This is a genomic window from Devosia sp. Z6_126 (genome assembly GCF_058133495.1).
Window position 1 is genome coordinate 574,825 of the sequence record NZ_JBYUNO010000003.1, and the last position, 14,207, is coordinate 589,031.

Annotated in this window: 13 protein-coding genes; 6 read left to right on the plus strand and 7 right to left on the minus strand. The window is 62.2% G+C overall.

Annotated elements, in window-relative coordinates:
- Positions 1 to 11 precede the first annotated feature (11 nt).
- The 3 genes from AC3YOG_RS15020 (at position 12) to hpt (ending at position 2,414) form a co-directional block, all read left to right on the plus strand.
- Positions 12 to 320, plus strand: a complete 309-nt coding sequence (locus tag AC3YOG_RS15020; protein WP_172124242.1) for a hypothetical protein — start codon at positions 12 to 14, stop codon at positions 318 to 320.
- Positions 321 to 393: 73 nt separating this feature from the next.
- Entirely contained in the window at positions 394 to 1,821 is a 1,428-nt protein-coding gene (locus AC3YOG_RS15025; protein WP_489935650.1) for a glutamate synthase subunit beta, read from the plus strand.
- 53 nt (positions 1,822 to 1,874) lie between these two features.
- Positions 1,875 to 2,414, plus strand: coding sequence for a hypoxanthine phosphoribosyltransferase (hpt, locus tag AC3YOG_RS15030; protein ID WP_172124246.1), 540 nt, complete (start codon positions 1,875 to 1,877; stop codon positions 2,412 to 2,414).
- 26 nt (positions 2,415 to 2,440) lie between these two features.
- On the opposite strand, the gene AC3YOG_RS15035 is transcribed toward hpt, so the two are convergent.
- Genes AC3YOG_RS15035 through galE form a run of 3 tightly spaced genes read right to left on the minus strand, consistent with a single transcriptional unit; the run spans position 2,441 to position 5,941 of the window.
- On the minus strand, positions 2,441 to 3,676 hold the full coding sequence (locus AC3YOG_RS15035; protein ID WP_489935651.1) for an SGNH/GDSL hydrolase family protein: 1,236 nt from the start codon (positions 3,674 to 3,676) through the stop codon (positions 2,441 to 2,443).
- 53 nt (positions 3,677 to 3,729) lie between these two features.
- Positions 3,730 to 4,941, minus strand: coding sequence for a lytic murein transglycosylase (locus AC3YOG_RS15040; RefSeq protein WP_489935652.1), 1,212 nt, complete (start codon positions 4,939 to 4,941; stop codon positions 3,730 to 3,732).
- A 13-nt stretch (positions 4,942 to 4,954) separates the two neighbouring features.
- The gene (galE, locus tag AC3YOG_RS15045) at positions 4,955 to 5,941 is read right to left on the minus strand and encodes a UDP-glucose 4-epimerase GalE (RefSeq protein ID WP_489888646.1); all 987 of its coding nucleotides are present in this window, start codon (positions 5,939 to 5,941) and stop codon (positions 4,955 to 4,957) included.
- A gap of 52 nt (positions 5,942 to 5,993) precedes the next feature.
- Between galE and galU the strand changes: the two genes are divergently transcribed.
- A complete protein-coding gene (galU, locus tag AC3YOG_RS15050) occupies positions 5,994 to 6,923 on the plus strand; it encodes a UTP--glucose-1-phosphate uridylyltransferase GalU (RefSeq protein ID WP_127754053.1) in 930 nt (309 codons plus the stop codon).
- 3 nt (positions 6,924 to 6,926) lie between these two features.
- Here galU and AC3YOG_RS15055 read toward each other — a convergent pair whose 3' ends face one another.
- The 3 genes from AC3YOG_RS15055 to AC3YOG_RS15065 all read right to left on the minus strand — a co-directional run bounded on the left by AC3YOG_RS15055 (position 6,927) and on the right by AC3YOG_RS15065 (position 9,795).
- On the minus strand, positions 6,927 to 8,132 hold the full coding sequence (locus AC3YOG_RS15055) for an outer membrane beta-barrel protein (protein ID WP_489935653.1): 1,206 nt from the start codon (positions 8,130 to 8,132) through the stop codon (positions 6,927 to 6,929).
- Positions 8,133 to 8,330: 198 nt separating this feature from the next.
- Positions 8,331 to 8,807 carry an NfeD family protein gene (locus AC3YOG_RS15060; protein ID WP_489935654.1) on the minus strand — a complete coding sequence of 159 codons (477 nt, stop codon included), beginning with the start codon at positions 8,805 to 8,807 and terminating at the stop codon, positions 8,331 to 8,333.
- 10 nt (positions 8,808 to 8,817) lie between these two features.
- Positions 8,818 to 9,795: an SPFH domain-containing protein gene (locus AC3YOG_RS15065; protein WP_127754056.1), complete on the minus strand. Its 978-nt coding sequence runs from the start codon at positions 9,793 to 9,795 to the stop codon at positions 8,818 to 8,820.
- Positions 9,796 to 9,933: 138 nt separating this feature from the next.
- Here AC3YOG_RS15065 and ku point away from each other — a divergent pair, with 138 nt between their 5' ends.
- Positions 9,934 to 10,839 carry a non-homologous end joining protein Ku gene (ku, locus tag AC3YOG_RS15070; protein WP_489935655.1) on the plus strand — a complete coding sequence of 302 codons (906 nt, stop codon included), beginning with the start codon at positions 9,934 to 9,936 and terminating at the stop codon, positions 10,837 to 10,839.
- Positions 10,840 to 10,842: 3 nt separating this feature from the next.
- Positions 10,843 to 13,527 (plus strand): DNA ligase D, encoded by a 2,685-nt coding sequence (gene ligD / locus AC3YOG_RS15075; RefSeq protein WP_489935656.1) that lies wholly within the window; start codon positions 10,843 to 10,845, stop codon positions 13,525 to 13,527.
- Here the strand turns inward: ligD and modB are convergent.
- Positions 13,524 to 14,204: a molybdate ABC transporter permease subunit gene (gene modB, locus AC3YOG_RS15080; RefSeq protein ID WP_489935657.1), complete on the minus strand. Its 681-nt coding sequence runs from the start codon at positions 14,202 to 14,204 to the stop codon at positions 13,524 to 13,526. The genes ligD and modB overlap by 4 nt on opposite strands.
- Between the last annotated feature and the right edge of the window lie 3 nt (positions 14,205 to 14,207).

Sequence of the window (14,207 nt, forward strand, 5' to 3'; positions counted from 1 at the left end):
GCACAAGGATCATGTTAAGAATCGTTGTACTCGCCGCTTCCCTCTGCTTGACCACCTGGCCCGTCGCCGCTGCAGAAAAGGAAATCGCCATTGTCGCTCAGTTCTTGTCGCCCGATGGCGAGCAGCGCATCGAGCTGACCTTTGGTCGACCCGGACTTAGTTTGGCGGATTGCCGACGCGACTACTACGCATCCCTGCGTTCGATCAAAAGCCAGATGGCCAACGGCTTTGTGCATCCTAATCTGCGCCGTTTCACCTATGTTGACGGCAGCTGCCAGGACGTAACCGGCCAGGGACGCGGATCGCCAGCAGTACGCTAGGGCAGGTTCGGCATCGTCAACGGCGACATCCACTTCTGACGACCATCGATAGACGGTCAGCTAAGGCTTAATAATGGGCAAGGTTACAGGCTTTCTTGAGATCGAACGCGAAGAACCGCGTTACGAGCCGGCATCCGATCGGGTGCGCCATTTTGGTGAGTTCACCATCCCGATGACCGAAGGGCGCGTTGCCGATCAGGCCGCGCGCTGCATGGATTGCGGCATTCCGTTCTGCCACGGCGATACGGGCTGCCCGGTGCACAACCAGATCCCAGATTTCAACGACCTCGTTTACCACGGGGATTGGGAGGAAGCCTCGCGCAACCTTCACTCCACCAATAACTTCCCAGAGTTCACCGGCCGCATCTGCCCGGCGCCCTGCGAGGAAGCCTGCACCCTCAATCTTGAGGACACCCCGGTCACCATCAAGACCGTGGAACAGGCTATCGCCGATAAGGCCATCCGCTCAGGCTGGGTCAAGCCGCAGGTCGCAGCCATCAAGACCGGAATGTCGGTTGCCGTGGTCGGAAGCGGTCCTGCAGGCCTGGCCGCAGCCCAGCAATTGGCGCGCGCCGGGCACGATGTGCATCTCTATGAACGGGAGCCCAAGGCTGGCGGCCTGATGCGCTATGGCATTCCCGACTTCAAGATGGAAAAGGACCATATCGACTTTCGGGTCGAACAGATGACCGCCGAAGGCGTCACCTTCCATTATGGCGAGAATATCGGGATTAGCCGCCCCTTATCCGACCTACAGGCGCGTCACGACGCAATCCTGCTGTGCGGTGGCGCCGAAAAGCCGCGTGACGTCTCTGCTGAAGGCGTTGAACTCAATGGCGTTCACTTCGCCATGCCGTTCCTGGTGCAACAAAACCGGCGCTTGGGCGGGGAGCCTATTCCCGAAGAAGCCGTGCTCAGCGCAGCAGGCAAGCATGTGGTCGTTGTGGGCGGCGGCGACACCGCTTCGGACTGCGTGGGCACGTCCTTCCGCCAGGGCGCTATTGCGGTGACCCAGCTTGATGTGCGTCCCATGCCGCCTGAAATGGAAAACAAGCTGACCAACTGGCCCAACTGGGCGGTCAAGATGCGCACCTCTTCGTCCCAGGCTGAAGGCGCCATTCGGGAATTTGCCGCTGGGACGATGAAGATCATCGGCAATGCCAAGGGCCAGGTCACCGGCGTTGAATGCGCCCGCGTTGATCGCGCGCGCCAGCCGATCCCCGGCACAGAATTCGTGATCAAGGCTGATCTGGTCTTGCTGGCGATCGGCTTTGCCGGTCCGGTCCAGGAGGGTATGCTGACCCAGCTGGGCGCGCAACTCGACAAGCGCGGCAACCTGTTTGCCGATACGTTTAGCTACAAAACCAGCGTCGAGAAGGTTTACACCGCCGGCGATATGCGGCGTGGTCAGTCGCTCGTGGTCTGGGCGATTCGCGAAGGCCGCCAGGCCGCTCGCGCCATCGACCTCGATCTCATGGGCAAGACCGCTCTGCCCCGCTAAACTCTGGTGGGGCGGGAGCGATCCCGCCTCATCAACCTGCTTCGGACCTGCCAATGACTTCCCCGGCCTATGTTGTCGATGAACTGATTTCCGCCAAGGCGATTGCTGCCCGCGTGGAAGCTCTCGCCAAGGAAATCTCGGCCCATTTTGCCGACACCGACAAGCTCGTCGTGGTGGGTCTGCTGCGCGGCTCCTTCATCTTCATCGCCGATCTCGTGCGCGAGCTCGATCTGCCGGTCGAAGTGGATTTCCTGGAAGCCTCGTCCTATGGCAATTCCACGGAATCGAGCCGGGAAGTGCGCATCCTCAAGGATCTGCGCGGCGAGATTGCCGGCCGCGACGTGCTGGTCGTCGAGGACATTGTCGATACCGGTCACACGCTCAAGCATGTGCTCGAAATCCTGCAAACGCGCCATCCCCGGCGCGTCGAGGTTTGTGCCCTGCTCAACAAACAGAGCCGCCGCGAAACCGACGTGCACGCCAAATGGATCGGCTTCGACATCCCGGATAAATTCGTTGTCGGCTACGGCATCGATTATGCGCAACGCAATCGCAACCTGCCCTATATCGGCGCAGTGCGTTTCCTCGATTAGATCAGGCCCGCTCTGAAGTGGCGATCCTAGAGCGGGCTTGCGCCATTATCGGCTGGTACTGCTTCCGGATTGATGCCCACGCCGAACGCATCCACCCGCCCCATCGGGGCATTCATCAACTGATCGAGCGTGAACGCTGGCGTGGGGCTCGGCGCACCGGTTGCCGTTAACAGATCGCCGGCGCGAGCCGGGGCGCGGTTAAGCGGGATAATGGCCCCTGCCACTTCAAGCAGCCGGATTTGCCCCAAGCCCTGAAAAGGAGGCCGCAGCATCGCCGCGGCATCGGTGCCGGCGAGCGGATCGGCAACCGCCACGCTCACCCCACCACCGCGGTAAAAGGTGCGCAGTGACTGGCTGACGTAAAAGGCAAGCTTGTCCGCTCCTGCCGAGGAGAAATGGATGCCGTCATCTCGGCGCATGCGGGCGTTCTGCCCGTTCACATCTGGACCATAGGTGGCGTACTTGCCGTCCTCACCTACAAACCGTTCATAGATGTCGAGGAACTCGGCGCCGCCTGAGAAACTGGCCAGCCGCTGAATGGCATTGATCTGGCTGATCGCGGTTGAATAATCGTTCTTGGACATCGGTGGCAGTCCCACCCACAGGACCGGCTTGCGCGCTGCACGCAGCTTTTGCAGGAACTCGGTAATCCGCCCTTGGTAGAGGCGGCTCCACTGCTCGCTGAGCGGCTCCAGCGTCTCGCCTTCCGCCTTGATCTCCTGGCGATCATTGAGCCCGATAATCACCACCGCCAGATCGAAGCTGCCCTCGGCGATCTCCTCTTCGACCTCTGCCGTCCAGTTGAAATGATCCTGTCGCACAAAGCCGGAATCACCCACACCCTGATCGATCACCACCAGGTTTGGGTCTTCGGCGTAGAAGCGCTCCAGCGCCTTGGCGAGATCAACAGCCATGGAGTCGCCGAACACGGCCAGCTTGGTTGCATCCGCCGCTTTTTCGACCGTGGGCTTTGGGGGCGGCGCAGCTGCCGCGGGCGCCTCCCGCCGCCTTTGCTGCTGCTGTGGCTCCTGGCGCGGCTGCTGGCGTTGCTCCTGTTGGCGCGGCTGCACCCGGCGCGGTTGCTCAACCGGGGGAGCGGCCTGAGGCTCCTCGCCAAACAGCAGGTCAAACAAGGTCCGTCGCTTTTGCTGCTGGGCGACTAAGATGTCGGGCACAGGTTGTGCCAAGGCCGGCGCCACGTCCACGAACATGAACATGGCGAGCCACAGGGCCACAGCAACACGGACAAAAGGAGCCTTCATACGCATGGCGCTATATTAGCCCAGGCGCAGTGTCAAAACCATGGCCCTCGATGTCAGCGTGCTGCAGACACCAAGGCTTGATAAGCAGCGCGCGTGATGAAGCCGTCCGCCACCTCACCGCGGCTCGCCTGAAAGCGCGCATAGGCCTCCTGCGTGATCGGCCCCAGCCGTCCGTCCACCGCCCCGTCATAGAGCCCCAGGGCCTTGAGCGCCGCCTGCACCGCCTCTCGCTGCTGCAGATTGGGGAACACCGTGTCGCGCGGCCAAGCTGCCGCAAAGGCGCCTCCGCCCTTGAGGCGATCGGTGAGATGCGCTACCGCCAAAGCATAGCTGTCGGAAAAGTTATAGCCCTTGAGCACCAGATAATTCTGCGTCAGCAAGAACTTGGGCCCGTTCTGCCCTGCCGGCACATACAAGAACACCGGCAGGCCCGGATTGGCAAAGGCCCGCCCACCGGCCCGGGTAATCCCCCGTTCAGCGAAAAACGCGATGGGCCGCATCTGGGTGCGCGACGCCAGCAAATAGTCGAAGCCCTGTGGCACTTCGACCTCAAAGCCCCAGTCTACTCCCGGCTGGTAACCGAGCCCGCGCAGATAAACCGCACTGGTCGCAAGCGCATCGGTCAGCGAGTTGTGCAAATCCACCCGGCCATCGCCGTCCCCATCCGTGCCGAACTTCACCACATTGGATGGGTTCACCTGCAGGTGCCCGATCGCTCCCGCCCAGGAGCCAACAAGGCGCTGTGCATCCAACGGTCCGCGCTGCACCAGCAGCAGCGCCGCAATCAAATCGCCCTCATCTTCCAAAAGCCGCGAGCGACGCTGGTGCACAAGGGTCGCGAGCGAGCGCACCACCGGCCGGATCAGTGAGTTGTTGCCCAGCACCGTGCCATAATCGGTTTCCATGCCCCAAATGGCGCCAAGCAGATAGGGATCAACCCCGTATTGCTGCCCCACTGCACCGAACAGCGCCGCGTTGCGCTCGACCGCCGAGCGGCCACGCGCTACCCGCTCGCCGGTCACCCGTCCATCAATATAGTCCCAGATGGGGGTAGCAAACTCGGGCTGGCTGGTGACCAGACCAGGCGTACGCGGGTCGGGCGAGAGCCCGTCCATGGCCGCCGCGTAGGTTTGAGCACTTACGCCGGCAGCCAGTGCCTTGGCGCGAAAGCTCGCCACAAAGCTGTCAAAGCTCTCCGCGGGTTGTCCCCATGCCGTGGACAGCCCCGCCAAGCTCAACACCAGAACCGCCAGCAGCCGCTTCATCTTTGTTCCGATCCTAGCGATTGCGCACCATCAGGTGCTTTTCCCAGTCATAGGCCGTCCGCACGATTTCGGTGAGATCGTCGTGCTGCGGCGTCCAGCCCAGCAGCGAGCGCACCTTCTCGCCCGTTGCGGTAATGGAGGCCGGATCGCCCGGTCGGCGCGGCCCCTCCTCCACCTTAAAGTCTACGCCCGACACCGATTTGACAGTGTCCACCACCTGCCGAACCGAATAGCCTTGCCCATAAGCGCAGTTCAGCGTCGTGCTCTCGCCACCCCCGCGCAGATGCTCCAGCAGCAGCGCATGGGCCTCGATCAGGTCGGTGACATGAATATAGTCGCGCACGCAGGTCCCATCGGGCGTTTCATAATCGGTCCCGAAGATGTCCATCTTGGCCCGCTGCCCCAATGCAGTCTGGCAGGCAACCTTGATCAGGTGGGTCGCGAGCGGCGTCGACTGGCCCGAACGCTTCTCGGGGTCGGCACCAGCGACATTGAAGTAGCGCAACACGCCATAGGTCATTGGATGGGCCGCCGCCACGTCCTGCAGCATCCACTCGGTCATGAGCTTGGAGCGGCCATAAGGCGACATCGGGTTGAGTGGAGTGGTTTCCACAACTGGCGCCAGTCCGGTCATGCCGTAAACTGCCGCCGTCGAGGAGAAAATGAAGTGCTTGACCCCACCCGCAACCGCAGCCTCGATCAGATCGCGCGAGGCGGCGGTGTTGTTGGCGTAATATTTCAGTGGATTGCTCACCGATTCCGGCACCACAATCGAGCCGGCAAAATGCACGATCTCGGTTATGCCATGATCGGCGATTATCCGACCGACCAGTTCTTGGTCGGAGGCGGAACCTTGCACGAAACTGGCACGCCCATCGATGGCCCAGTCAAAGCCGGTAACCAGATTGTCCAGCACCACGACGGCTTCGCCGGCATCGGCAAGCTTGAGAACCATATGGCTGCCGATATAGCCGGCGCCTCCCGTTACCAGAACGGCCATAGATTAACTCCTGTTGGGCAACCCACTGTTGCACGATGGGGTTATGTGGCAGATGTTGCCACCCCTTCATAGCCTTTACCCTTTCGGGAGTGAACGATTGCACAAGCGCGTACGAACAGCGGTTTTTCCGGTTGCAGGTTTGGGGACCCGGTTCCTGCCGGCAACCAAAGCTCTCCCCAAGGAGATGCTCACAGTGGTAGACCGGCCGCTGATCCAGTATGCGGTTGATGAGGCGCGCGAGGCCGGCATCGAGCATTTCGTCTTTGTTACCGGGCGCAACAAGGGCGTGATCGAAGACCATTTCGACCGCCAGTTTGAGCTCGAAACCACCCTTGAACTACGCGGCAAATCCGCCGCGCTCGACGAGTTGCGCAAGGACCTGCCTTCGGCGGGCCACACCAGCTTCACCCGCCAGCAGGAACCTTTGGGCCTTGGTCACGCGGTGTGGTGTGCCCGTGACATTGTAGGCAACAACCCATTCGCCCTTCTGTTGCCCGACATGCTGTTCAAAGGCACGCCCGGCGTGCTCAAGCAGATGATGGATGCCTATGAGGAAACCGGCGGCAATGTCATCGCCGTCGAGGAGGTGCCCCATGAGGAGGTTTCTTCCTATGGCGTCGTTGCCCGTGGTCCAGGGGAGGATAATGGCTTCCGCATCACCCAGATGGTCGAAAAGCCCAAGCCCGCCGATGCCCCGTCCAACCTCATCATTTCCGGGCGCTATATCCTGCAGCCCGAAATCTTCTCGCTCCTTGCCGAACAAACCAAGGGTGCGGGTGGTGAAATCCAGATCACCGATGCCATGCAGACGCTCATGCAGGGCCAGCAGTTCACCGGCGTGAAGTATGAGGGCAAGTCCTTCGATTGCGGATCCAAGAACGGCTTCCTGATGGCCAACATCGTCTACGCCCTTGACCGCCCCGACATCCGCGACGGCTTCCTCAAGGAATTGCGCAAGCTCGATCTGTCCGATCAGCTCTGAGCCTTAGCGGCGCAGGGTAACACCCAGGCTGAGCTGATGGCTGCGATCGCGGCCATCAGCAGTGCTGTCCGTCCTTGCATAGCCATAATCAACGCTTGCGGCAGTATGCGCGTTGACCCGATAATCTGCTCCGGCACCGAGACCATAACCGGTTTCCGTGTCGGCGCTCCCCTCGAAGCGGGCCGTGTGCCATCCCGCTAGCGCGCGCAGAGCCAGCCATGAATTGACGGTGTAACCCAGATCGGCGCTGGCGCTATACTGCACCCGGGTCGTGCCGCCATTGTCCGGTCCCGATGGCTGCACATCAGTGGTCAGAGCCCCTGTCAAGCGCCAGGTGGAATCGGGCCGGTAGGTGACAGCAGCTTCAAACAATTGCGCCGTCACTTCCTCCAGGTTCTCATCATCGAAACGCCGTAACGCCAAACCGGTCGAGGCGGAGGCCTCAAGGGTTTCGTTCCAGCGCCCCACCACCCCGACACTGACTGAACTATCGGTGGCATCGCGCGTCGGCATGCGAGTCTGCCGTGCAAACAAGTCGCGGCCCAGATTGCCCTCCCCGAAGACTTCAAAGATGGGAGTCGCCTGGAAGCCGAGGCGCAACCCGCCATCGAGCGTCCAGTAGTTGTCGTCCTCGTTGTCCTCGACTGTCCCGTCCACCAACTCGGTGGGACCATAAAGATACCGGGCTACTGCGCCGGTTACGCCGATATTGAACCTGCCGAACTGCCGTGTGGCGCCACCATTGAGGCTGCCCACCAGCGTTGCGGCGGGCTCGGCAATATCATTGGCGAGCCCCGGCGTGCTTGCCGGCTCCTGCGCGTAGGACAGGTCGGCGGCCCCGCTCAGCGCCGTAACGCTGTCCAGCGCGTAACCGCCCTCAAGGTTAAGTCGCAAGCCGCTAACATCCACCTCGTCGGCATCGGACGGTCGGATAAGCTCCAGCTCTCCCGAGGCTCCGAGCTGGGATCTCGACCCCTCATGCTCAAGCGCGAAGCTCGGGACGAACCGGATATCGAAAGTCTCGTCATCCGTAGACTTGGTATAGGTTCCCCGCAGCGCAGTTGCCCAATCCACGTCGAAAAACGGATGCGCGGGTTCAGCTAGCCCCGCACTGCTCGCCAGCACCGGCTCGGCTGGATAAACATCGGGGAGCAGCCGCTCATTGCTGGTCTCGGAGCCATCGCCAGTGGCATGGTCAGACGCAGCCATGACCGGTCCGGCAGCCAACAGCACGCCAAGCAAGCATGCTCCTGCTGATCGCCGCCGCTGCATTTTGAACCGCACGCTCAAATCCCGCTCCACCCGCCTGTTCGCGGCGCCCGAGGGTTGTCGCTGCGGCCAACCTGTCAGTGTATGGTTAAAAAACCGTTCGGGGCGGCGTGTCGGCAACAGGTTGAACGCGGGCGTCTATGCGTTGGTTGAGGGAGCAACCTGGTCGGCTGGCACTACCCGCAGCACCGGACCATTGCTGCCGGTCACCCGCACCCGTGTGCCCTGCGGCAAATCGGGGCCGGACACCCGCCACAAACTATCGCCAAGGGCTACGCGCCCGAACCCGCCCTCAATCGGGGCCTGGAGCGCCACGACCTGCCCCACCAGGCTTTCGGCGCGCTCGTTCAATTGCGGGTGGTCGCTTTCAGGCGGGCGCGAGCGGCTCCAGCGCACCCAGACAAAGATCGCGATCAGGGACAGGCCCCCGAACAGCAGCCATTGCAGCGGCCAGGAAATAGGCTGGAAAAACAGCATCAGCCCGGTGACGATACCGGCAATGCCCATCCAGACCAGGAACCCGCCCGGCACCACCAGTTCCAGCGCCAGCAGCACCAGTCCCGCGACGATCCAGGACCATGGTCCATAGCTTGCGATAAAACTGATGACTTGCATGGCCTGTTTCTCAGCTCTGGCCGGCGCTAGGCGGCCGTGCTGACCGGGGCGGTGCTGCCGGCGCACCAAAAGTCTCGCGGGCGATTTCCGCAATGCCGCCAATAGAGCCGATGACGCTCGCGGCCTCCACCGGCAACATCAACACCTTCTGGTTGGGTGAAGTCGCGATCTTGCCTAGTGCTTCGATGTAGTTGTTGGCCACGAAATAGTTGATCGCCTGCACGCTGCCCGAAGCGATGGCATCACTGACCATCTGGGTGGCCTTGGCCTCTGCTTCAGCGGACCGCTCGCGAGCCTCCGCGTCCCTAAACGCGGCTTCCTTGCGCCCCTCAGCTTCCAGAACCTGCGCCTGCTTGGCGCCTTCGGCCTGCAGGATCGCGCTTTGCCGGCGCCCTTCGGCCTCAAGGATCGCCGCGCGCTTCTCGCGCTCCGCCTTCATCTGCCGGCCCATGGATTCCACCAGATCCTTGGGCGGATCGATATCCTTGATCTCGATGCGGGTGATTTTGACCCCCCAAGGGGACACAGCCGTATCCACCACCCGCAGCAGACGCTCATTGATCTCGTCGCGATGGCTCAACAACTCGTCGAGATCCATCGACCCCATCACCGTGCGGATATTGGTCATGGTGAGGTTGAGAATAGCGTTTTGCAGGTCGGTGACTTCATAGGCCGCCGCCGCCGCATCCAGGATCTGGTAGAAGGTGACGCCGTTCGCCGTCACCGTGGCGTTGTCACGGGTGATCACTTCCTGATGAGGAACATCAAGCACTTGCTCCATGACATTGATCCGTTTCCCCACGCCATCAATGAACGGCACGATGAGGTTTAGACCCGGCTTGAGCGTGCGGGTATACTTCCCGAACCGCTCGATGGTGTAGTTGTACCCTTGGGGTACCGTCTTTGCCCCGGCGAACAGCACGAGCAGGGCCAGGATGCCCAGGACGATCAGTGTGATGCTGAGCCCATCAAGCGCAAATCCGTCCATCGATCCCATCCTTGGTTCCGCCTCGTCTCTCGGTCATGGACCTTAGGGGGCGCACCGGCCTGACGCAATTGGGTGGGCGGGAACAAAGCCCATCACGGACTCGTTTACCGCCAAAGTTTCCCCGCGCGCGAGTATCCCATGGCAGCGTCACGTCCCGTCTGGAAAGGCCAGCTTCGTTTGTCGCTCGTGTCGATTGCCGTCGAGCTCTATACGGCCACCAAGAGCAACGCCAAGCCATCCTTTCATCAGATCCATGAGCCGACGGGCCAGCGCATCCACTATGAAAAGGTGGTCGAAGGCGTGGGCCCGGTCGATCCCGACGAGATCATGAAGGGCTTTGAATACGAAAAGGGCGACTATGTCCTCCTCACCGACGAGGAGATCGACGCCGTCAAGCTCGACACGCGCAAGACGCTGGAGCTGACCCAATTCGTGGGCGCCTGCGAGATCGACCCCATCTATTTCGACAAGCCTTACTTCGTCGTCCCCGCCGACGACCTGGCCGAGGATGCCTTCCGCGTTATCCGCGATGCCCTGCGCGAAAGCCAGAAGGTCGGGCTCGGCCAGCTTGCTCTGCGCGGCAAGGAATATCTCGTCGCCATCAAGCCCACCGGCACGGGCCTCCTCATGGAAACGCTTCACTACGAAGAGGAAATCCGCAAGGCCGACCCGTTCTTCGCTGAAATTTCCGCCAAGAAGGCCGACCCGGACCTGCTGGAGGTCGCGACCGCCCTTATCGACAAGAAAACCGCCAAGTTCGATGCCGGCGTGTTCAAGGACCACTACCAGGCGGCGCTCCGCGATCTGATCGCGCAAAAGCTCAAGTCCAAGGGCAAAAAGGTCGAGGCCAGTGACGAGGCGCCCGACGACAAGCCGAACACCTCCAATGTGGTTGATCTGATGGCCGCACTCAAAAGCAGCCTTGAAGGCAGCGGCGGCTCGGACAAGGCGTCGGCCAAAGCGACGGCGAAGCCGGCGGCCAAGACCAGCAAGTCACGCGCCACGGCGGAAAAACCTGCACCCTCTCGCAAAAAGGCGAGCTAACCAATGGCTACCAAGTCCGACACGCTGCTCAAGGACTACCGCGCCAAGCGCGACTTCGCCAAAACGCAGGAGCCATCCGGCGAAAGTGCCGCCAAACAAGAAGAGGCCGGCGCCCCCCTGAGCTTTGTCGTGCAAAAGCACGACGCCACCCGCCTCCACTACGATTTCCGCATCGAGCTCGATGGCGTGCTCAAGAGCTGGGCCGTGACCAAGGGACCATCGGACAATCCTGCCGACAAGCGGCTGGCCGTCCATGTGGAAGATCATCCGCTCGACTATGGCACTTTCGAGGGCACGATCCCTGAGGGCGAATATGGCGGCGGCACCGTGATGCTCTGGGACGAAGGCACCTGGGAGCCGATCGGCGATCCGCATGAGGGCCTCGAAAAGGGCGACCTCAAAATGCGCATCAACGGCAAGCGCATGAAGGGCGAATGGGTGCTCGTGCACATGAAGGGGCGCGATACCGCCCGCAAATCCGGCCCGGCCCGCGAGAACTGGCTGCTGATCAAGCACAAGGACGATTACGCCAAGCCCGAGGAAACCCTCACCACCCGTTTTACCACCTCCGTCTCGACCCGTCGCGACCTTGCCGGCATTGCCAAGGGGCTCAAGCCCAAGAAAGCCAGTGCCACACCGGCGGACGCCGTCTGGCATTCCAACCGCGAGCCCACCCCCGACGCGGCATCAAAAGCCAAGCCGACCAAAACCGCCAAGCCCACGCGCAAATCATCCGCCAAGTCGCTTACCCTGCCCGAGTTTCGGCCGCCCCAACTCGCCACCCTGGTTGACGAGGTGCCGCAGACCAATGGCTGGGTGTTCGAGATGAAATATGACGGCTACCGGTGTCTCGCCGCGCTGTCAGCCGACCAGGTGCGGCTCTACACCCGCAACGCCAATGACTGGACGACCCAGTTCGCTGCCATCGTTCCAGCACTCAGCCAGGTCACCTCCGGCTCGGCTCTCATTGATGGAGAACTCTGCGCCTTGGACGATAAGGGCCGCACCGATTTTTCGACCCTCAAAAACGCGCTGTCCACCGGCGAGTCCCTGGTTTACTTCGCCTTCGACCTGCTTGAGCAGGACGGCGAGGATCTCACCGCGCTCCCGCTGACCGAGCGCAAGACCCGCCTGCAGGCGCTGCTCGGAGAAACCGGGCCCGATAGTCCCATTCAGTTCTCCACCCACGTCGTCGGCAACGGCCTGCGCGTGTTCCAGAGCATCTGCAGCGCCGGCCATGAAGGCGTGATCGCCAAGCAGGCCGACGCGCCCTATCGCGGCGAGCGCTCCCGCTCTTGGCTCAAGGTGAAATGCTCCAAACGGCAGGAATTCGTTATTGCCGGCTGGAGCACCTCGACCAAAAAGAAGTCCTTCGCTTCCCTGCTCCTCGGGACCTGGGAAGACGGCAAGCTGATCTATCGCGGCCGCGTCGGCACGGGCTTCACCCGCGACGAAGCACAAGCCTTGCAAAAGCAGCTTGATGCGCGCGCCAGCAAGACCAACCCCTTCAGCAACATTCCGCGGGCCGCCACCCGTGGCGCCAACTGGGTCAAGCCCGAGCTCGTGGGGGAAGTTGCGTTCACCGAATTCACCCCTGATGGGGTTTTGCGTCACCCCTCCTTCATGGGCCTGCGCGAAGACAAGCCGGCCAGCGAAGTCGTGATCGAAGCTCCGGCCCCCCTGCCTGCCGAGGCGAGCAAAGGCGGCGCGGCCAAGCCGGCACCTTCTCCTAAAACCAAGGCTCAGGAGCCCGCTGAGTCCCCTAAGCTAGATCGCGAGGCAGGCCTCGCTGCCGCCGAAAAGGCGGGCTTGCACGTGACCTCTCCCGATCGGGTGATTTATCCCGGCCAAGGCGTGACCAAAGCCGATCTGCTCGCCTATTACGCCGCGGTCGCCGATCGCATGCTGCCCTATATTGCCGATCGCCCGCTCAGCCTCGTGCGCTGCCCGCAGGGACGCGCCAAATACTGCTTTTTCCAGAAGCACGATTCCGGCGGCTTTCCCGACGCGATGAAAACAGTGATGCTGACCGAAAAGGACGGCAGCGAGGTGGACTATTTCTATGTGGACTCCCTCGCCGGCCTCCTCGCCGGCACGCAGATGAATGTCATGGAATGGCATCTCTGGGGTGCCCGCAAGGAGGATGTCGAGCGGCCCGAACGCATCATCTTCGACATCGACCCCGATGAAGGCCTGGCCTTTGCCGATGTGCGCGCCGCCGCCCGGGACATCGCCAAACTACTGGAAGAGCTGGGCCTCAAGACCTATCCACTGGTCAGTGGCGGCAAGGGAATCCATGTGATCGCCCCGCTGACCCCAAAGGCGCAGTGGCCCGAGGTCAAGGCCTTCTGCAAGCGGGTGGCGCAAGTGCTGTCCGAGCGCGAACCCGACCGGTTCATCGCCAATATGAGCAAGGCCAAGCGCAAGGGGAAATTCTTCGTCGATTATCTGCGCAACGAGCGTGGCTCGACGGCCGTATCGCCTTGGTCCAGCCGGTCGCGCGAAGGCGCTCCAGCTGCCGTGCCTGTCACCTGGGAGGAACTCGAAGCCGTTAACGCGGCCAATCAGTTTACCCTGGCGTTGGCCGCCGAGCGGGCGAAACGACCCGACCCGTGGACCGGCTATTTCGATTTGGACCAGGCCATCACTCCGGCCATGCGCAAGGAGGTCGGCACCCCCGACGCTTAGGGCGCGGTTTGCACCCGCACCCGCCCAAGCGTCGTGGTCAGCACGATCGCCAAAAAAGCGAACACCACCATGCCCGCAGCCAGCAGGTGAGCGGTGCTCCAGTCCAGCCGCTCCACATAGTCATAGATGGCAATGGACAACACCTTGGTCTGCCCGGGAATATTGCCCCCGATCATCAGCACGACCCCGAACTCCCCCACCGTATGGGCAAAGCTGAGCACGGCTCCCGCCACATAGCCCGGCCGCGCCAACGGCACCGCCACCCGCCAAAAGCGCTGCCACGGACTGGCGCCCAGGCACAGCGCCGATTCCAGGGGCTCACTGCCGATCGCGGCGAAGGCCCCGCGCAAGGGCGCAATCATGAACGGCAGCGACGACAGCACCGACCCGATCACCAGCCCGGTGAACGAAAAGGCGAGCGTCCGCCCGCCCCAAAGCGCGGCGAGACTCCCGCCTGGCCCATTGGGTCCGAGCGCCAGCAACAGGTAAAATCCCACAACTGTCGGAGGAAGCACCAGTGGCAGGGTCAAGAACGCCGCCACCGGCTCCACCCAGCGCCTGCGGCTGCGCGCCAGCCACCAGGCTATGGGCGTGCCGGCAACCACGAGAATGGCTGTTGTCACCGTCGCCAGCGCCAGGCTCAACCCGACCGGTTGCAGGATCTCGGCCATGTTCATCAC

Bases quoted from the DNA above. Each gene is read 5' to 3' on its own strand.
- AC3YOG_RS15035 (WP_489935651.1), bottom strand. From the start codon at position 3,676: ATGAAGGCTCCTTTTGTCCGTGTTGCTGTGGCCCTGTGGCTCGCCATG.
- galE (WP_489888646.1), bottom strand. From the start codon at position 5,941: ATGGCCGTTCTGGTAACGGGAGGCGCCGGCTATATCGGCAGCCATATG.
- AC3YOG_RS15040 (WP_489935652.1), bottom strand. From the start codon at position 4,941: ATGAAGCGGCTGCTGGCGGTTCTGGTGTTGAGCTTGGCGGGGCTGTCC.
- AC3YOG_RS15020 (WP_172124242.1), top strand. From the start codon at position 12: ATGTTAAGAATCGTTGTACTCGCCGCTTCCCTCTGCTTGACCACCTGG.
- hpt (WP_172124246.1), top strand. From the start codon at position 1,875: ATGACTTCCCCGGCCTATGTTGTCGATGAACTGATTTCCGCCAAGGCG.
- AC3YOG_RS15060 (WP_489935654.1), bottom strand. From the start codon at position 8,807: ATGCAAGTCATCAGTTTTATCGCAAGCTATGGACCATGGTCCTGGATC.
- AC3YOG_RS15055 (WP_489935653.1), bottom strand. From the start codon at position 8,132: ATGGCTGCGTCTGACCATGCCACTGGCGATGGCTCCGAGACCAGCAAT.
- modB (WP_489935657.1), bottom strand. From the start codon at position 14,204: ATGAACATGGCCGAGATCCTGCAACCGGTCGGGTTGAGCCTGGCGCTG.
- AC3YOG_RS15065 (WP_127754056.1), bottom strand. From the start codon at position 9,795: ATGGACGGATTTGCGCTTGATGGGCTCAGCATCACACTGATCGTCCTG.
- galU (WP_127754053.1), top strand. From the start codon at position 5,994: ATGTTGCCACCCCTTCATAGCCTTTACCCTTTCGGGAGTGAACGATTG.
- AC3YOG_RS15025 (WP_489935650.1), top strand. From the start codon at position 394: ATGGGCAAGGTTACAGGCTTTCTTGAGATCGAACGCGAAGAACCGCGT.
- ligD (WP_489935656.1), top strand. From the start codon at position 10,843: ATGGCTACCAAGTCCGACACGCTGCTCAAGGACTACCGCGCCAAGCGC.
- ku (WP_489935655.1), top strand. From the start codon at position 9,934: ATGGCAGCGTCACGTCCCGTCTGGAAAGGCCAGCTTCGTTTGTCGCTC.